This window comes from Parafrankia irregularis (assembly GCF_001536285.1).
Lineage (GTDB): Bacteria > Actinomycetota > Actinomycetes > Frankiales > Frankiaceae > Parafrankia > Parafrankia irregularis.
This window is the reverse complement of sequence record NZ_FAOZ01000013.1, coordinates 141,452-159,857: the sequence shown is the minus strand read 5'-3', so window position 1 is coordinate 159,857 and position 18,406 is coordinate 141,452. Positions and strand designations below refer to the sequence as shown.

Here is an 18,406-nt window from a genome sequence, read left to right as displayed (position 1 = left end):
CGATCTGTTGTTCCACCGCCCGGCCGGTCGTGACGCCGTGTGCTTGTGAATGGAGAGTGCGCATGGGCGCGTCCCGGAGGACGTGCCCGCCGACACGTCCACCCTCCGGGCGTGTCTGATGAGGCCAGCCGCCAGCGAGGCGAGCGACCACTGCTCCGAGAAGTCGATCGGGGAGGGCGTTCGACACTTGGAGTCAAAGTGATTCTTTCCGAAGGTCGATTTCTTCGACTGCCCGACGAAACAATTGTGGTCCGGGGGGGGTGAGATGCTTGATGGTGACCTCTGGAAGTCGGCCCACAAGGCGCATCGAAAACTCGGGAGGCCCGGGATATCGGTCTTCGGTGCCGAGGGGCTGTCGGCGAAGCTTCTGCTGGAGGTGCTGGGCGATCGCCTGCCGCATGACCGGGTCCGGCTGAGCACGGCCGGCAGAATTCGTGCGAGCGGTTTCGAGGTGGAGGCCACGCTGGCCGATCTCCATCAGACGATCTGGTTCGGGGATTCCTATACCCTCGCGACCTTCGACGCGCTCCGGGAGGCCTTCGGCCCGCCGATCCATCGACGTGACCTCTGACTCGCTCGGTGGGTCCAACCCTCTCGCGTGGACACCTCCGCCGCCTATACTTGGCGGGCTGATCAGGGCGCCGTGGCGGCGTGGACACCTGGAGGCTCAGACACGGGAGGGGTGGCCGTGGCCGGGCGTGATGTTTGGGTCGACTTCAATGATCTTGATGTTGACATGCGTATTACGGCATACGCGGACGCCGTGGAGGCGGGCGTCGAGCTGACCGTCGGCGCCAGGGTTCTGGTGGGCGATGACGAAGGGAACACGGCGAGCGCAACCGTTGTGGTACACGAGGTTAACTCTCCGGCTCCGGACGAATTCACGTTCCAGGTCGACATGAGTACCTTCAGCGGGAATGCCGCCGGGCGAACGGAGCGCGATTCCGGCCGCGAATGATCGGTTGCGAACCGCTTCGCCGCACCTGGCCTGCGGCTGTGCCGCGGTCGCCTGGTGCGACGGTCGCCCGGTGTTGCGGGCCGCTGGCCACGGGCGGCTTCCACGAGCGCCTCCCGCGGGCCGGTTCCGTCCGCTCTGGGCGCACACCGCACGGCGGAACCGGGAGATACGGTCGGACCTGCCGCGGACGCGGGTGAACCGGTTGGTCCGGGCGATCAGGGCCAGGCCGGGCGGATCACCCCGCGCCGGACGGGTCACCGTGCGGGGGAACCGGGGCAGGAAGGTCACGGTTCGCGATGTTGCCGGTTGCGACGGTTCTCTCGCTGGCCGCGTTGGTCGCGGTGGGGTCGGTGCTGGCGTTGTTCGTCTCGGCCGGCTGGTGGGCCGGCGTCGGGGTCGCTGCCGCACTGCTGCTGCTCGCCGTGCACGACGTGACCCAGCGGCGGCACGCGATCCTGCGCTTCCACCCGGTGCTCGGGCATCTGCGGTTCGCCCTGGAGAAGATCCGCCCGGAGATCCAGCAGTACTTCATCGAACGCAACTACGACGGGCGCCCGTTCGACCGCGACACCCGGACGGTGATCTACCAGCGGGCCAAGGGCATCCACGGTGACCAGGCGTTCGGCACCGAGCGGGACGTCAACGAGGTCGGCTACGAGTACCTGCCGCACTCGACCGCCCCGGTGCCCGTCGACCCCGGCGCGCCACCGCCGCGGGTCCGGATCGGTGGGCCGGACTGCACCCAGCCGTACGACATGGCACTGCTGAACATCTCCGCGATGAGCTTCGGGGCGCTGTCGGCGAACGCGGTGCTGGCGATGAACCGGGGCGCGGCCACCGGCGGTTTCGCCCACGACACCGGTGAGGGCGGCCTGACCGAATACCACCTGCGGCACGGCGCAGATCTGGTCTGGGAGATCGGCAGCGGCTACTTCGGCACCCGCACCCCGGACGGCGACTTCGACCCGGCCCGCTTCAAGGATGTCGCCGCGCTGCCGACGGTGCGGATGGTCGAGCTGAAGCTGAGCCAGGGCGCGAAGCCCGGCCTCGGCGGCGTGCTGCCGGCGGCGAAGGTGACCCCCGCGATCGCGGCGGCCCGCGGGGTGCCCCTCGGCGTGGACTGCATCAGCCCGGCGCATCACCGGGTGTTCTCCACCCCGCGCGAGCTCGTCCTGTTCATCGCGCGGATGCGGGAGCTGGCGGCGGGCAAGCCGGTCGGGTTCAAGCTGTGCGTCGGTTCCCGCCGGGAGCTGCTGGCGATCTGCAAGGCGATGGTCGTCGAGGGGGTCACCCCCGACTTCATCGTGGTGGACGGCTCCGAGGGCGGCACCGGCGCGGCTCCGCTGGAGTACGAGGACCATGTCGGCACCCCGCTGACCGAAGGCCTGATCACGGTGCACAACGCGCTGGTCGGCGTCGGCCTGCGCGGTCAGATCCGGATCGGGGTGAGCGGCAAGGTCGCCAGCGGTGTCGACATCGTGAAGCGGATCGCGCAGGGCGCCGACTACACCAACGCGGCGCGGGCGATGATGATGGCGACGGGCTGCATCCAGGCGCAGCGCTGCCACACGAACCATTGCCCGGTCGGGGTGGCGACGCAGGACCCGCGCCGGGCCCGTGCACTGGACGTCGCGGACAAGAGCGAGCGGGTGCGGCGCTACCAGGCGGCGACCGTCGAGCAGGCGGTGCGGGTGATGGCCTCCCTCGGCTGTGCCGGCCCCGGCGAGCTCGGACCCGAGATGCTGCTGCGGCGGGTCAGCCACACCGACACGCGCAGCTACGCCGAGCTGTTCGACTGGCTGGAGCCCGGGGAGCTCCTCGCCGATCCGCCGCGTGCCTGGGCCGCGGACTGGGCCGCCGCCGACCCCGACTCCTTCCGTCCCGGTTCCATCGGTGTCGTCCCGGCCTGAGGCGGGCTCGGGCTGGCGGTGGCGGGTCTGGGCTCGACAGTGGAGGGCCCGCCTAGACTGATCCGCGTGGGCGGCGTGAGCCTCATCCTGCTTGACGGGGTGCGCTGGAACGGCACTCCGGTCGCTGGCGACCGCCCGCAGGCGCTGCTCGCGACGCTGGCGGCCGCCGGTGGGCGGCCGGTGCCGGCCGAGCAGCTCGCTGCCCTGATCTGGCGCGGGGAGCCGACGGCCAACGCGGTGAAGAGCCTGCAGGTCGTCGTGTCGCGGACGCGGACGATCCTCGGCGCCGGTCTGGTGGTGCGCGACGGCGGCGGCTACCGCCTCGACCTGGCACCCGACCAGATCGACAGCTCGTTGCTGGCCGCGCTGGCGGTCCAGGCCGGCCAGCTGCTGCCGGGTGATCCGGTCGCCGCCGCCGCCGCGGCCCGCCAGGCGCTCGCGCTGGGTGCGGCCCTGGTGACCGGCCATCCAGTGGCGGGCCAGCCGGCGGCGGCCCGGCCGCGGGTGGCGCAGGAGAGCGCCCTGGCTGACGGTCCGCTCGCGGACGTCCGCCGAGCCGCCATCGCCGACCTGGCGACCGCCCGGGCCGTGCTCGGCCAGGCCCGCGGCCGCGCGGGGGAACACGCCGAGGCCCTGCCGCTGCTCGAGGAGGCGGTTGCCGGCCGGCCGGACGACGAGGTACTGCTGGCGGATCTGCTGCGTAGCGAGGCTGTGGTCCGCAGCCCCGGTGCCGCCCTGGAGCGCTTCGAGTTCTACCGCCGCGACCTGCGGGACCGCCTGGGCACCGGGCCCGGGCCCGGGCTCGCCCGGGTGCACCAGGAGCTGCTCGCGGCGGACCGGCCCGCCGTGCGGACCGGCCTGCGCCACGATGCCACCCCGCTGCTGGGGCGCGACCGGGACATCGAGCGCCTGCGGGCGATGCTCGCCGGGGCGCGGGTGGTGTCGATCGTCGGTCCTGGGGGGCTCGGCAAGACCAGGCTCGCGAACGTGCTCGCCCGGGACAGCACACTGCCCGTGGTGCGGATGGTGGAGCTGGTCGGTGTCGCCGCGCCGGAGGATCTGCTCGGCGAGGTCGGCTCCGCGCTCGGCGTCCGCGATTCGGTCAGCAGCCGTACGGTGCTGACACCGCCGCAGCGTGCGGACCTGCGGGCCCGGATCGCCCAGCAGCTGTCGAGCGGGCCCAGCCTGCTCGTGCTCGACAACTGCGAGCATCTGGTGGCCGCCGTCGCGGAGCTGGTCGCCTTTCTCGTCGCGACCACCGCGGACCTGCGGGTGCTGACCACCAGCCGGGCGCCGCTGTCGATCGGCGGTGAGCGGGTGTATCCGCTGGGCGCACTGTCGTCGGCGGACGCCCTCGAGCTGTTCCGTGAACGTGCGGTGGCGGCGCGGCCCGGTGTCCGCCTCGACGACACGGCCGTGGCGGCGGTCGTCGCCCGGCTGGACGGCCTGCCGCTGGCCGTCGAGCTGGCGGCGGCGCGGGTGCGGGTCATGTCGGTCGAGGAGATCGACCGGCGCCTCGCGGACCGCTTCGCCCTGCTGCGCGGCGGCGACCGCAGCGCGCCGGACCGGCACCGGACCCTGCTCGCGGTGATCGACTGGTCGTGGAACCTCCTCGACGAGCCCGAGCGGCAGGCGCTGCGCTGGCTCGCGGTCTTCCAGGACGGCTTCACCCTCGACACCGCCGAGGAGATCCTCGGGCCGGGGCCGGGGCCGGGGCCGGGGCCGGGGCCGGGGGCGGAGCGGGCGCCGGAGCTGGATGTCGACGTGGTCGACGTGGTGCAGAGCCTCGTCGACCAGTCGCTGCTCAGCGTGCGCGAGACAGCCGGCGGTGTGCGGTACCAGATGCTGGAGACCGTCCGCGAGTTCGGCCTGCTGCGGCTGACCCAGGCCGGCGGTCTCGCCGCGGCCCGCCGGTCGCGGCGCTCCTGGGCGGTGCGCTACGCGCTGCGCCAGGGCGAGAGCCTCTACGGAGCAGGGCAGTTCGACGCGGTCGACGCGGTGGCCGCCGAGGAGGCGAACCTCACCGACGAGCTCCGGGCGGCCCTGGCCGAGAGTGATCTCGAATCGGTGATGGGCCTGGTCGCGGTGCTGGCCGGGTTCTGGGACATCCGCGGTGAGCACACGCGGATCCTGACGTTGACCGGGGCGATCGGCGACGCGTTCGGTGGCTGGGAGCCGCCGCCCCGGGCGGTGCCGGTCACCAGGGCCGCGGCGTTGGCGGTGCTGAGCAGCGCGGTCGCTCTCGGGGACGGCGACGCCGCGCCGATTCGCGAGCTGCTGACAAGACTCGGCCCGGACGCGGCCGGTGATCCGCGGGTCGCCGCCGGTGTGCGCCTGCTGCTGGCCGTCGATCCAGCCCCCGAGCGGCCCGGCTGGCAGACGTACGTCGAGAACCGGGCGGCTCTCGAACGGCTCGTGGGTGACGGTGACCGCCACTGCGCCATGCTCGCCCTGGTCTGGCTGACGCATCTGCACGAGAACGCCGGTGACTCGGCGGCCGCTGTGGAGGCCGCGCAGCGGGTTCTGAAGCTGACCCGGCCCGAGGACGGTCCGTGGCTGGCGGCGGGTATGCATACCCAGCTCGCCACGCTGAGCCTGCGGCGCGGCGATCCGGCCGCGATGCGGGCCCATGCCCGCACGGCGCTGCCGGTCCTGCGCCGGCTCGGCGCCCTCGACGACGCCGCCAACCTGCGGACCCTGCTCGCTGTCGACGCCATCGGCCGCGGCAAGCTCGATGAGGCCGAGGAGCTCCTGGCCGGGCTGCTGGGATCGGCCGACGGGGTCGAGGCCGACGGGGCCGGGGCCGACGGGGTGGCCGGGGGGACCGCCCACGGCGCGGCCGCGCCGGAGAGCGACCTGCTGCTCGGCGGGATGATGGTGGGCCTGGTCCGGGCGGAGCTCACGACCGCTCGCGGCCAGGTGCCGGACGGGCTGCGCGAGTATCTGACGGTGGCGCGGCGGACGCGGCTGATCGCGCTGCCCGGGGTGCCGCAGAGTGGTCTGGAGCCCTGGCTGCTGTTCGGCGAGGCGGTGGCGCTGGCCGCGTTCAGCCGGTATGCGGCCGACGCCGAGCAGGTCTCGGTTGGTCGTGAGCTGTATGCGTCCTGCCTGACGCGGTGCTCCAGGCTGTTGGGCCTCGCATCGGGCTACATCGACTACCCGGTGTTCGGCACCACACTGTTCGCGACCGCGACCTGGAATCTGCGGACCTGGGCAGACGGTGCCGGTGAGGCCGATGAAGCCGGGCGTGGCGGTACGGCCGGGGGTGCTGTCGGCAGGGCGGGCGCGCCAGAGCACGGTATCGACGACGCCGTTCGGCTGCTCGCGGTCGCGCGGCGGTTCGACTACGTGTCCATCGTCAGCCCGCTGCACTGGGAGTGGGTGGCGGATCTGATCGAGCGATGCGCGCCGGGCCTGCTGTCGGCGGTCGAGGCAGGCCTCGGCGAGCGTCGCGGTGCGGAGCTGTTCGAGGAGGCTCGGGACACGGTGCTGCGTCTGGTGGGTGGAGCAGGGCTTGCCGGTACTACGGAGCCGGCTGGTACTACGGAGCTGGCTGGGAAGACGGAGCCGGCTGGGAAGCCGGAGCCGGCCGGGAGTTCGTGCCTCGTCCCGCACTCACAGGTTGCGCCGGTAGCTGGCGACGGACAGCGGCAGGAAGATGGCGATCACCGCGAGTCCGGTGAGCAGCGTCCAGGCGACCTGGGCGGTGACCGTTCCGTTGTTGGCCAGGTCCCGGGTCGCGGAGACGAGATGTGACACCGGGTTGACCTTCGTGAAGGTCTCCAGCCAGCCCGGCAGGGTGTCCGCCGGGACGAACGCGTTGGACAGGAACGTCAGCGGGAAGAGGATCATCATCGAGATCCCCTGCACGCTGCGGGCGCTGCGGGCGATCGTGCCGATCCAGGTGAACGCCCACGCGATCGCCCAGCCGGTGAACACCGCCAGCACCACCGCACCGGCGACGCCCGGCACACCGCCACCCGGCCGGTACCCGAGCAGAAGGCCCATCAGATAGGTGAGCACGGCGGCGGTCACGTAACGCACCAGATCGGCGACCATCGGACCGGCCAGTGGCGCGACCCGGGACATCGGCAGCGACCGGAACCGGTCGAAGACGCCCTTGTCCATGTCCTCGCGTAGCTGTGTCCCGGTGGCCATGCAGGTCGTGAGCACCGTCTGCGCGACGATGCCGGGAATCAGCAACGGCAGGTAGCTGTCGACGTCGCCGGAGATCGCGCCACCGAAGACGTAGGCGAACATCGCCGTGAACAGCAGTGGCTGCAGGGCCACGTCGAAGAACTGCTCCGGGTTGCGGCGCATCTTCTTCAGCGCCCGCCAGGCCATCGCGAACGTCTGGACGACGGTGTCCCCGGCCCCGACCCGGCCCTTGGTCCGGGCGAACGCGGCCTCGGTGTCGAGCGGCCTGACCGGTGACCGGCCGGCGAGCGGCGCGGCCGCGGGAGTGCCGGTGACGGAGCTGGTGCGGGCGGCCGTGGTGGCGGCGTCGGTGGTGGTGCTCATCGTGCAGCCTCCAGAGCGGAGCCGGCGTGGTCAGCGCGATCAGCGTCGTCGATGTCGTCCGTGCTGTCGGTGCTGTCGGTGCCGGAACCGTCCGCCGGGACGTCATGACCGGTGAGGGCGAGGAACACCTCGTCGAGCGTGGGCCGTGCGACGCTGACCGAGCGGATGGAGACCCCGGCGGCGCGCAGGCCGAGCAGCACGTCGGCGGCCCGGTCGGCGTCCGGGAGCGGGACGTTGAGCCGGCCGGCCTCGGGGGTGAGCACCGGCTCCTCGGCGAGGACGCGGCGCACCACCTCGGCGGCGGCGGCCTGGTCGGCCCCCGAATCCAGCTGGACCTGCAGGGTCGACTCGCCGACCTGCGACTTCAGGTCGTCCGGGGTGCCCTCGGCGACCTTGCGGCCGTGGTCGATGACGCAGACCCGGTCGGCGAGCTGGTCCGCCTCGTCGAGGTACTGGGTGGTGAGCAGGACGGTGCAGCCGTCGGCGACCAGGCCGCGGATGGTGTCCCACATCTGGCCCCGGGTGCGCGGGTCGAGGCCGGTGGTCGGTTCGTCCAGGAAGATCAGGGGCGGACGGGTGATCAGGGAGGCGGCCAGGTCGAGGCGGCGGCGCATACCACCGGAGAACTCGGCGATCCTGCGGTCGGCGGCCTCCTGCAGGCCGAACTGCTCCAGCAGGCGCCGCGCCGTCGAACGTGCGTCGGCGGCGCGCAGCCCCTGCAGACGTCCGAACAGCCACAGGTTCTCGGTGGCGGTGAGATCCTCGTCGACCGAGGCGTACTGCCCGGTGACACCGATGAGCTGCCGCACCCGGTTCGGATGCGCGGCGACGTCGACCCCGAAGATCTCGGCCTGCCCGCTGTCGATCGGCAGCAGGGTGGCCAGCATCTTCAGGGTCGTCGTCTTGCCGGCTCCGTTCGGGCCGAGAACTCCGAAGATCTCGCCCTGGCGGACGTCGAGGTCGATTCCGTCGACCGCGCGTTGTTCACGGAACGTCTTGACCAGGCCGCGGGCCTGGACTGCGGGTACGGCGCCCAAAGCGGGTTCCTCCGGGTGGGAAGGGCGTGAAACTGACACCCGGGACGGTAGTTGCCCGCGGTTTCACCGCACCTGCACGCCGCTTTCACCCGTCTGTCGGGCCGCTGTCGCTCGTTTCACGGCCCCGGCGGCTGCTGTGCCTGCGCCTGCGCCTGCGCCTGTGCCTGCGCGTGGCCGCGGGTGAGATCGCCGATCTGATCATTGAGGTAGGCCAGGACGGTGTCGTAACCGGCCCCCAGCCCGAACTCCTCGTCGATGGCGACCAGCTGGGTGACGCCGACCATCACCAGCTGTGCCACCAGCGGGGGGCACCGCTCCGGTGTGACGCCGAGATCCGCCAGGGCGGCGGTGAACGCGTCCAGCTGGAGCTGCCGGTACTGGCGGTAGTACTCGACGATCGCGGAGCGGATCGCCTTGCGGTGGTTGGCCAGCGCCATGAACTCCAGGTTGAACCGCATGGTCGTGTTGATCCCGGCCTCGCGCAGGTCCCAGAGCTGCCGCAGGGTTGGGCGGGAGCGCAGCACCTCGCGGAGCAGTTCCAGTCCGACGTCCGCGCGCCGCCGGAAGACCTGCAGGAACAGGTCGTCCATGGTCCGGAAGTAGTAGTGCACCAGCTGCGGGGCGAGCCCGGCCCGCGCGCCGACGCGGCGCGACGTGACGGCGGCGTAGCCCTCCTCCAACAGCAGCTGCTCGGCGGCGTCGAGCAACTGGTCGCGTGTCGTCGACTCCCTCGTCGCGGTCCGCTGACCGGTGGTCTGATTCGTCGTCATAGGCGGTCAGTCCCCCAGTGCCGGAAGTGCCGGTGCGTCCAGGGGCTCGGAGGGTGGGTCCGCCTCCAGGCCGACGTTGTTGAAAACCTGCGCCAGGCAGAGATAGCTGCCGACGACGAAGGAGAGCTCAAGAAGCCGCGGCTTGTCGAGATGGGACGCGAGCACCTGCCAGGTCTCGTCGTCCACGCGGAATCGGTCGATCATCTGGTCGACCGCGGCCATCATCGCGCGTTCGAGTGGCGTCCACACCTCGGCCTCGGCGCCCTGGGGGATGGCGTGGATCTGTTCGGTGGTGACGCCGCAGGCCCGACCGATGCGGACATGGTGGGTCCACTCGTACTGCGAGCGGGTTCGCCAGGCCACTCGCAGGACGAGCAGCTCACGGTGCGCCGGGTCCAGCACCGAATCCTTGCCGACAAGGACCTCGGAGAAGGCGAGCCAGGGCTCGGTCAGCCGGATGTGGTGGGCGAACAGCCGCAGCGAGGTCGGCATCGGAAGCGCGTTCGGGCGGTCCGGCGCGAACAGCTCCGGCCGGCGTAAGTAGCGGGGCAGGGTCTGCGCCGCGTCGTCGCTCCACTGTTCGACCGGCAGCGGCGAGATGCGCGCTGACTCCGCCGTCATCGCTGGCACCGGGTGGCAGAAGGGCTCGTCATCATCGTTGTCAGAATCCTCATCCCGTCGGTGTGGTGTGGGGGTGGGGGGCGTGGGGGAGGGCGGGTCAGCCGGTCGCGGTCGGGGCGGGCCGTGGGACGAAGCCCGCCGCGATGACGAGGCTGCAGTCGGCCGCGGCGCGGCGCAGCGGGGCGGCGGCCTGGTAGCTCTCCGACTCGTACCAGGCACGGGCCTGTTCGACCGAGGCGAACTCGATGACGACCGTCCGGCTGCCCGGCCAGGACCCTTCACGGATCTCGACACCGTCGTCGACCACCAGGACCCGGCCGTCGTACTCGGCGAGCGACCGGCCGGAGAGCTGGCTGTAGGCCGCCATGCCGGCCGGGTCGTGGATGGTCTCGGTCACGATCACATACCCCTTGGGCACCGGCGGCTCCTCACCTGAACATACGTTCATGGTCGAATGCTGTCACCGATTGGGCCTACCGTGCGACCGGCAGGCCAGGCTGGCCGGTGCTGGGAGTATGCCCCGCCACGCCGGCAGCCGCCACAGAAAACGGACCAGCGGTCCGGAAAGTCGGCGGTTCGGCTTCCGACCGGATGCCCGGACCGGTACAACGGATTCATGAATCCGGTGAGCGAGTACGAGTTATCCTGCGGGCTGCCGCCGGGCCCCGACTTCGCGGAGCTCGCCGTCCTCGCGGAGGAGCTCGGGTACACCCGGGTGTGGATCTTCGACTCGGCCCCGCTGTGGGAGGATCCGTTCGCCCATCTGGCGCTCGCCGCGGCCCGCACGACGCGGATCGGGCTCGCGACCGCCGTCCTGATACCCACCCAGCGCTCCGTCATGACCATGGCGTCCGGCATCGCCACCATCGCGCGGCTGTCCGGCGGCCGGTTCCGCGCCTGCTTCGGAACCGGCTACACCGCCCGGATGGCGATCGGCCAGCCGGCGATGCCCCTGGACGCCATGGTCGACTATGTCGGCTCGCTGCGGCGGCTGCTCGCCGGCGAGACCGTCGTGCTCGACGGAGCGCCGGCCCGGATGCTGCACTGGCCCGGCATGGCCACGCCCCGGCCGGTCGAGGTCCCGCTGTGGCTCAGCGTTCTCGGACCACGAGGCAACCGGCGGGCCCCCGAGGTGGCGGACGGGACGATCGGCCCCGTGCACCCCACGTTGCCGACCGCGACGATGGTCACCGGCACCGTGCTGGACGCCGGCGAGGACCGCGAGTGTGCCCGGGTGCGCGCCGCCATCGGGCCCTGGCGGGTGATCCCCTGGCACACCGCCTACGCCCTCGGGGGAGCGTCGGCGGTGGACCGGCTGCCCGGCGGCGAGCGGTGGCGGGCGGCCCTGGAGGCGCTCGCACCCGAGGGTGAGCGTCACCTGCTCAGCTTCGAGGGTCACGTCACGCACCTCGCCGAGCGAGACCACCTTCTGTTGGACCACATCGATACCCGGACAATGGTCGGGGCCCCCGCGGACATCCGCGACGGGCTCGACAGGCTGGCCGCGTCCGGCTTCAGCGAGATCATGTACCAGCCGTCCGGCCCCGACGTCGCCCGCGAGCTGCGTGCGTTCGCCGCCGCGCACCGGGCCGGCTAGGGCGGCCGGCCGGGGTGGCTGATCCGGGTGGCAGCCCGGGCCGGCCGGCCCCAATGCGACCAGCATTCACCTATCTGCCGTGTGAGTATCGGAGCGGATCTTGCATACTGTCCAGGTGGACTCGGACGGCCTCGTGGCGTGCGCATCCGTGGGCTACGAGCCCGGTTCGGCCCGCTGGTGGATCCAGCGCTCGGACCTCGAACGCCGCCGGCGGCCGCGGCTCGGCGGGCTGTCCACCGAGCGGATCATCGGAGCCGCCCTCGACGTCCTGCGCGAGGACGGGCTGGACGCCCTCACGGTGCGCGCCGTCGCCGAGCGGCTCGGCACCAGCAACGCCTCGCTCTACCGGCACATCGCCAGCCGGGACGAACTGATCGCGCTGATCGGGGACCACGTCATGGGCGACATCCGGATCGAGCGCACCGGCCGCGGCTGGCGAGCCGACATCGAAGTGCTCATGAGCGAGATGCGCAGGGTCATCCTCGACCAGCCGCTTCCCGACGCGGCGGGGCGGAACATGCACGGCTACGGCCCCAACATGCTGCGCTTCGTCAACGCGGCGGTGACCGCCTTCGACTCCGCCGGGCTGACCAGGGCGGAGGCCGTGTACACGACCATCGCCATGATCGAGCTCGTGGCGGGCGCCGCGACCATCCAGCGCAGCCGATCCGGGCGCAGCCCGAGCGGCGTCCCGGCCGGCGCCGGCTTCGACGAGCTGCTCGACCGCCTGCCCCCCGATGATGTCGCGGCGCTTCGCGAGACCGGGGACGTCTACCTGTCCGCGCCGGTCGACGCCGTCTTCGCGCACAGCATGGCGATCTTCCTCGACGGCGTCACCAGCCGGCTCCCGGCCAGCCACTGACACCCGCGTGCAGCAGCGCCCGCGTACAGCAGCGCCGCGCACAGCAGCGCCGCGCACAGCATGCGTGTACAGCAGTGCGCGCACAGCGCCCACCCGGCGGCGGTGAGATCTCCTTGCCCACGAGTTAACGCCTGCGCGCGCTCGGCATAACAGGGCCTGGCGACCATGGCGGCAGCCGGGCCTGACGGATCCGGGCGCGTGGGGACTGGTCATGGAAACGAATTCGGGCCGCCGTCTCGTCGTGGTCGGCAACGGCATGGTCGGCCAGCATTTCGTCGAGGCGCTGCGAGAACGGGACGTCGACCGCCACTGGCAGGTCACCGTCTTCGGGGAGGAGCCGCGGCAAGCCTACGACCGGGTCGCACTGTCGTCCTACTTCGACGGGGCCAGCCCGCAGAGCCTGGATCTCGTCGCCTCGGGCTGTTACGACGGCCACGGATACCGGCTGCATCTCGACGAGGCCGTCATCGCGGTCGACCGCGCGGCACGGACCGTCACCACCAGTCACGGACGGACCGTCGGCTACGACGCGCTCGTGCTGGCGACCGGTTCCGCCGCGTTCGTCCCGCCGGTGCCCGGCGCCGACCTGCCGGGCTGTTTCGTCTACCGCACGCTCGACGACCTGGAGGCGATCCACGCGGCCGCCCGGCGGGCACGCACGCGAGTGGGGCTGGTGGTCGGCGGCGGGCTGCTCGGCCTGGAGGCCGCCCGCGCGCTGCGGCTGCTCGGGCTGGCCGTGCACGTCGTCGAGATGGCCCCACGGCTCATGCCGTTGCAGGTCGACGAGGGCGGCGGCGCGCTGCTGCGCCGGCTGGTCGAGGAGCTCGGCGTCACCGTCCATCTCGGTACCTTCGCCGCCGCGGTGACCGAGGCCGCGCCGGACCAGGCCGCACCGAGGCTCGTCACCCTGGGGGACGGCACCGAGCTGCCCGTCGACCTGGTCGTGTTCGCCGCCGGGGTGCGTCCGCGTGACCAGCTCGCGCGGGACGCGGGGCTGGCGGTCGGTGCGCGGGGCGGGGTGGTGGTCGACGCCGGCTGCCGCACCGCCGACGCCGCTGTCCACGCGATCGGGGAGTGCGCCTGCATCGACGGCACGGTCTACGGGCTGGTGGCTCCCGGCTACGCGATGGGTTCGGTGCTCGCCGACCGGCTTGCCGGCGGGAACGCGGAGTTCCGCGCCGCGGACACCGCCACGAAGCTCAAGCTGCTCGGTGTGGACGTCGCGAGTTTCGGTGACGCGCTGGCCACCACCGACGGCGCGCTGGAAGTCACCGTCAACGATCCGGTCGCCGGTTCCTACGCGAAGCTCGTCGTCTCCGACGACGCGACCACCCTGCTCGGTGGAGTGCTGGTGGGGGACGCGTCGAGGTACGCCGCCCTGCGTCCGCTGGTCGGCCGCCCGCTGCCCGGGGACCCGCTCGCGATGCTCGCCCCGCGCGGTGACGGTGCCGGTGGCGGGCCCGTCGGGGCGCTGCCCGCCGACGCGATGGTCTGCTCGTGCCACGCCGTGACGCGGGAGGCGATCGACACCGCGATCGCCGGATCCGGTCTCACCACCGTCGCCGAGGTCAAGGAGTGCACGAAGGCCGGCACCGGCTGCGGGTCGTGCGTTCCGCTGCTCTCGACGCTGCTCACCGAAAGCGGAGTGACCGTCGACAAGGCGCTGTGCGAGCATTTCGACCATTCGCGGGCGGAGCTGTTCGACCTGGTCCGGGTCGAGCGGATCGCGACGTTCAGCGAGCTCGTAGACCGGTACGGGCGGGGCCGCGGCTGCGATGTGTGCAAGCCGGTCGTGGCGTCTATTCTCGCCAGCCTCGGCAACGGCCACATTCTCGACGGTGAGCAGGCGGCGCTGCAGGACACCAACGACGCGTTCCTCGCCAACATCCAGCGCAACGGCACCTATTCGGTCGTGCCGCGGATTCCCGGCGGTGAGATCACGCCGGAGAAGCTGATCGCCATCGGCACGGTCGCCCGGGACTTCGACCTCTACACGAAGATCACCGGTGGGCAGCGCATCGACCTGCTCGGGGCCCGGCTGGAGCAGCTGCCGGCGATCTGGCGCCGTCTCGTCGACGCCGGGTTCGAGTCGGGGCACGCCTACGGCAAGGCGCTGCGCACTGTGAAGTCCTGTGTCGGCTCGACCTGGTGCCGGTACGGCGTGCAGGACTCCCTCGCCCTCGCCATCGCGCTGGAGCTGCGCTACCGCGGCATCCGATCACCGCACAAGATCAAGGCCGCGGTCTCCGGCTGCGCGCGTGAATGTGCCGAGGCCCGTGGCAAGGACATCGGCGTGATCGCCACCGAGAACGGGTGGAACCTCTACGTCGGTGGCAACGGCGGGTTCCGGCCCCGGCACGCGGACCTCCTGCTCGCCGACGTCGACACCGAGACCCTGGTCCGCACGATCGACCGGTTCATCGTCTTCTACGTCCGCACCGCCGACCGGTTGCAGCGGACGTCGAGCTGGGTCGAGTCGCTGTCCACCGGCCCCGGCGGTGAGCAGGTGGACGGCCTCGACTACCTGCGCTCGGTGCTCGTCGACGACGCCCTGGGCATCGCCGCGGAGCTTGACGCGGCGATCGAGCGACACGTCGGCGGCTACGAGGACGAATGGGCGGCGGTGCTGGCCGACCCGGCGCGGCTGAGCCGGTTCGTCTCGTTCGTGAACGCCCCGGACACCCCCGACCCGACCATCACCTTCGTGACGGAACGCGGCCAGCCCCGGCCGGTGCTCCTGGGCCTCCCGGTCGCCGGTACCCCAGCCGCCGCCGTCCCGGCCGCAGCCGTCCCGGCCACCGGCGTCGCGGTGGGGATACCGACCCGATGACGGGAAAGGACGCAACCATGACGTGGGCCACGGTCTGCCGGTACGACGACCTGCTGCCGGAGCGCGGTGTCGCCGCGCTCGTCGGCGATGTCCAGGTCGCGCTGTTCCGCTGCCACGACGGTCAGCTGTTCGCCCTCGGCAACCGGGACCCGTTCACGGGCACCTGCGTGCTCGCCCGGGGCATCGTGGGAAGCCGGGCGGGGCGGCGGACGGTAGCGTCTCCACTGCACAAGCAGGTCTTCGATCTGCGCACCGGAGAGTGCCTGGACGCGGAAGGGGTCACCGTACCCGTCTACGAGGTGCGCAGCCGCGAGGGAATGGTTGAGGTGAAAGCGACGTGACTGGTGGTTCCAGCGGCGTCGAGCCGCTGGCCGGCTACACCATCGGGATCACCGCGGCGCGCCGCCGGGAGGAGTTCGGTGCCGCGCTCGAGCGCCGCGGGGCACGGATCCTGTACGGCCCGGCGATCCGGATCGTCCCGCTGGCCGACGACACGGAGCTGCGCCAGGCGACCGAGCGGTGCCTGTCCGCGCCGCTGGACGTCGTCGTCGCCACCACCGGGATCGGTTTCCGCGGCTGGATGGAGGCCGCCGACGCCTGGGATCTGCTCGATCCGCTCACCAAGGCGATCGGCTCGGCGACCCTGCTGGCCCGCGGCCCCAAGGCCCGCGGCGCGATCCGCGCGAGCGGGCTGCGGGAGGCCTGGTCGCCGGAATCGGAGTCGTCCAGCGAGGTGCTGGAGTACCTGATCGAGCGGGACGACCTCGACGGCCGGCGCATCGCGGTGCAGCAGCACGGGGAACCGCTTCCGGACCTGGTGGAGACGCTGCGGCTGGCCGGCGCGGACGTCATCGAGGTCCCCGTCTACCGGTGGATCGGGCCCGAGGACGTCACCCCGCTGCGGCGGCTGATCGACGCGACCGCGACCACCGAACTGGACGCGGTCGCGTTCACCAGCGCGCCGGCCGCGGTGAGCTTCCTGCGCAGCGCGGACGAGCAGGGGCTGGGCGAGGCCGTGCACGAGGCGCTGCTCGGCCCGGTGGTGGCGGCCTGCGTCGGTCCGGTGACCGCCGGCCCGCTGCTGGAACGGGACATTCCGGTGATCGCGCCGCCCCGGGCGCGGCTCGGCGCCCTGGTGCGTGAGATCGTCGAGCAGATCCCGCGTCGGCGCGGCCGGGTGCTGCCGGTCGCCGACCACTGGCTCGACCTGCGCGGCCATGCCGTCGTCGTGGACGGGCGGCTCGTCCCGCTCAGCCGGACGAGTATGGCGCTGCTGCGCCGCCTCGTGGTCCGGCCCGGGCATGTCATCACCCGGCGTGAGCTGTTGCCGCCCGGCGGCGGAGACGAGCACGCGGTCGAGGTGGCCGTGGGCCGCCTGCGTTCCGCGCTCGGCGACCCCCGCATCATCCAGACCGTGGCCAAACGCGGCTACCGGCTGGCCTTCGAGCCTGAACGAGGGGCCGTCGACACCGCCGCCGGTGACGACTGGCACTACTGACCCGGCTGTCGGGACTGACCGGGTCAGGGAGGTCGGCGGGTCAGTGGGTCAGTGGGTCAGCGGGAGCCCTGGGTCAGGGCGACCGAATCGGGCACCCGAACCGTTTCGGGCACGGTGAGCGGGATGACGCCCTGGATCTGGCCGATCACGTAGTGGGCTGACATCATCGCCCCCTCCTGCCAACCGGGCAGCGGTGAGCACTGGTCGCCCAGCATGAAGAAGCGCCCGCCACCCTCGGGCTCGAGGAGCTCCTTGTAGGCCACCATGTGCGCGGCGTCCGCCGGGTCCCAGTCGGCCCAGCCCCCGAGCTGGTAGGGCACCTTCTGCCAGGCGATCGTGACGCCTTTCGCGGTGGGAACGATGTTCTTGTCGGCGAACGTCGGGTGCAGCTCCGCCGCGCCGGCGCGGGCCTGGTCCAGCCGCTGCAGCGGCTCCAGATCGCCGAACTTCCTGGCCACGTCGGCGAAGTTGTAGGCGCCGGTGACGGTGCCCGTTCCCGCCGGGGAGAAGTAGTCGTTGCTCGGATACCAGACCTGGGTGATCGGATGGTTCGTCCAGCTGATCCCGCCGTAGATCTGGTCGGTGTCGTTCTCCCAGAAACGTTCCTCCGCCTGCCACCCGACCTTGCAGGTGTCGGCGAACTCGACGGCATGGAGCGCCGCGTCGAACTCGGCGGAGAAGTTGGTGGACATGTTCCGCAGCACCGGCAGCGGGATGCTGCTGACGCAGTAGTCCGCGGTCAGCTTCCGGGCGCTGCCCTCCCGCACGTATTCGACGTCCACCCCACCCTCGCCGAGCAGCCGGATCGCGGTGACCTCGGCGTTGCGCTCGATGATGTCGCCGAACCTGTCGTTGATCTCCCGCTCGAACGCGGTCACGATGCGGTCCATCCCGCCGACCGGCTGGAACATCGTGGCCTGCCACAGATAGTCCAGCGGCTGGTAGAACCTGTGCTTCCAGAAACCCGACTCCAACAGGTCCGCGAAGGGGATCGGCTGTGCCGGGAGGGGCCAGTCGTGCACGTCAGGATCCTCGACGTACCCGGAGCGGGTCGAGCCCTGGTAGCTGTGGTCATCCGCCAGCTGGCCGAACACCCGCAGCAGGTCGAGCAGCTCCCCGGTCGCGGCGTCCCGCCGCGCGAGGCTCTCCGCGAGCATCGCCGCGAGGTGCCCGCGGGTGTCGTTGGCGACCTGCCGGTTGCGCCATCGGACGATCCGGCCGTCCGCGAGGTGGATGACGTTCGCCGTGGTCTCCATGATGTACGGCTCGAGGGCGACACCGAAGGCCCGGCAGTAGTCCAGCATCCGGCGGTGGTGATACGGGATGCGACCGGGGCCCAGGTTGAGGTAGAGATCGTCGTCGAAGACGCACTCGTGCGTGACGACCAGCTCCCCGGTCGGGCCGATCTCGCGGAGCACGTCACCGTTGCGGGCCGTGCGGTTGCGGCCGCCGACGCGGTCCGAGGCCTCCAGCACGGTGCACCGGTAGCCCAGTCGGCCGAGCTCGTAGGCCGCGGTCAGCCCGCCGACGCCGGCACCGAGAACGGCGACGGTGGCGCCCGCGCGCGGCGCGGGGGGCAGCTCGAGCGGACCCGCCCAGCCGGTCGCCTCCGGCCCGCCCCGGCCGATCATCGCCTCGCGCAGCGCGTCGGCGGCGGTTCGCGCGGTCATACCGGTCGTCCGTGGTCGATGTCGTGCATTGATACCCACTCCTTTTCTGCTTTTAATGTTGCCTTTCTGCTTTGACTGCTGCCTTTCTGGTTCTGCTGCCCTTCTGGGCCGGGCAGAGCCCTGTCCGCCGAC

Annotated in this window: 14 protein-coding genes and 1 pseudogene; 9 read left to right on the top strand and 6 right to left on the bottom strand. The window is 71.9% G+C overall.

All coding sequences use genetic code 11. The features are described 5' to 3' along the window. The first annotated feature begins 265 nt into the window (after positions 1-265). From AWX74_RS20640 to AWX74_RS41400, 4 genes and pseudogenes are all read left to right on the top strand, one after another. Positions 266-571 (top strand): hypothetical protein, encoded by a 306-nt coding sequence (locus AWX74_RS20640; RefSeq protein ID WP_091279381.1) that lies wholly within the window; start codon positions 266-268, stop codon positions 569-571. Positions 572-688: 117 nt separating this feature from the next. After that, positions 689-958 carry a hypothetical protein gene (locus AWX74_RS20635; RefSeq protein WP_131799504.1) on the top strand — a complete coding sequence of 90 codons (270 nt, stop codon included), beginning with the start codon at positions 689-691 and terminating at the stop codon, positions 956-958. 296 nt (positions 959-1,254) lie between these two features. Next, positions 1,255-2,868 carry an FMN-binding glutamate synthase family protein gene (locus AWX74_RS20630; protein WP_091279375.1) on the top strand — a complete coding sequence of 538 codons (1,614 nt, stop codon included), beginning with the start codon at positions 1,255-1,257 and terminating at the stop codon, positions 2,866-2,868. 18 nt (positions 2,869-2,886) lie between these two features. Continuing rightward, a pseudogene (locus tag AWX74_RS41400) lies at positions 2,887-4,122 on the top strand (AfsR/SARP family transcriptional regulator); the annotation flags it as partial. A gap of 2,361 nt (positions 4,123-6,483) precedes the next feature. On the opposite strand, the gene AWX74_RS20620 reads toward AWX74_RS41400, so the two are convergent. The 5 genes from AWX74_RS20620 to AWX74_RS20600 all read right to left on the bottom strand — a co-directional run bounded on the left by AWX74_RS20620 (position 6,484) and on the right by AWX74_RS20600 (position 10,235). Beyond that, positions 6,484-7,389: an ABC transporter permease gene (locus AWX74_RS20620; protein WP_091279372.1), complete on the bottom strand. Its 906-nt coding sequence runs from the start codon at positions 7,387-7,389 to the stop codon at positions 6,484-6,486. After that, entirely contained in the window at positions 7,386-8,426 is a 1,041-nt protein-coding gene (locus tag AWX74_RS20615) for an ATP-binding cassette domain-containing protein (protein WP_091279370.1), read from the bottom strand. The genes AWX74_RS20620 and AWX74_RS20615 overlap by 4 nt, the downstream gene beginning before the upstream one ends. A 116-nt stretch (positions 8,427-8,542) precedes the next feature. After that, positions 8,543-9,196, bottom strand: a complete 654-nt coding sequence (locus AWX74_RS20610; RefSeq protein WP_091279367.1) for a TetR/AcrR family transcriptional regulator — start codon at positions 9,194-9,196, stop codon at positions 8,543-8,545. Between the two features lie 6 nt (positions 9,197-9,202). Beyond that, complete coding sequence (locus tag AWX74_RS20605; RefSeq protein WP_091279363.1) at positions 9,203-9,817, bottom strand: carboxymuconolactone decarboxylase family protein; 615 nt, start codon at positions 9,815-9,817, stop codon at positions 9,203-9,205. 97 nt (positions 9,818-9,914) lie between these two features. Beyond that, a complete protein-coding gene (locus AWX74_RS20600; RefSeq protein ID WP_193209859.1) occupies positions 9,915-10,235 on the bottom strand; it encodes a DUF1330 domain-containing protein in 321 nt (106 codons plus the stop codon). A 198-nt stretch (positions 10,236-10,433) separates the two neighbouring features. On the opposite strand from AWX74_RS20600, the gene AWX74_RS20595 reads away from it, so the two are divergent. From AWX74_RS20595 to AWX74_RS20575, 5 genes are all read left to right on the top strand, one after another. Next, positions 10,434-11,414 (top strand): LLM class flavin-dependent oxidoreductase, encoded by a 981-nt coding sequence (locus AWX74_RS20595; RefSeq protein ID WP_091279357.1) that lies wholly within the window; start codon positions 10,434-10,436, stop codon positions 11,412-11,414. Positions 11,415-11,514: 100 nt separating this feature from the next. Beyond that, positions 11,515-12,276, top strand: coding sequence for a TetR/AcrR family transcriptional regulator (locus tag AWX74_RS20590; protein WP_091279354.1), 762 nt, complete (start codon positions 11,515-11,517; stop codon positions 12,274-12,276). A gap of 211 nt (positions 12,277-12,487) precedes the next feature. Beyond that, a complete protein-coding gene (gene nirB, locus AWX74_RS20585) occupies positions 12,488-15,106 on the top strand; it encodes a nitrite reductase large subunit NirB (protein WP_091279351.1) in 2,619 nt (872 codons plus the stop codon). A gap of 17 nt (positions 15,107-15,123) precedes the next feature. Next, entirely contained in the window at positions 15,124-15,447 is a 324-nt protein-coding gene (gene nirD / locus AWX74_RS20580; protein WP_091279348.1) for a nitrite reductase small subunit NirD, read from the top strand. Next, a complete protein-coding gene (locus tag AWX74_RS20575) occupies positions 15,444-16,604 on the top strand; it encodes a uroporphyrinogen-III synthase (protein WP_091279346.1) in 1,161 nt (386 codons plus the stop codon). Before nirD ends, AWX74_RS20575 begins: the two co-directional genes overlap by 4 nt. 56 nt (positions 16,605-16,660) lie before the next feature. Here the strand turns inward: AWX74_RS20575 and AWX74_RS20570 are convergent, their stop codons facing one another. Continuing rightward, positions 16,661-18,274, bottom strand: a complete 1,614-nt coding sequence (locus AWX74_RS20570; protein ID WP_091279343.1) for a flavin monoamine oxidase family protein — start codon at positions 18,272-18,274, stop codon at positions 16,661-16,663. Between the last annotated feature and the right edge of the window lie 132 nt (positions 18,275-18,406).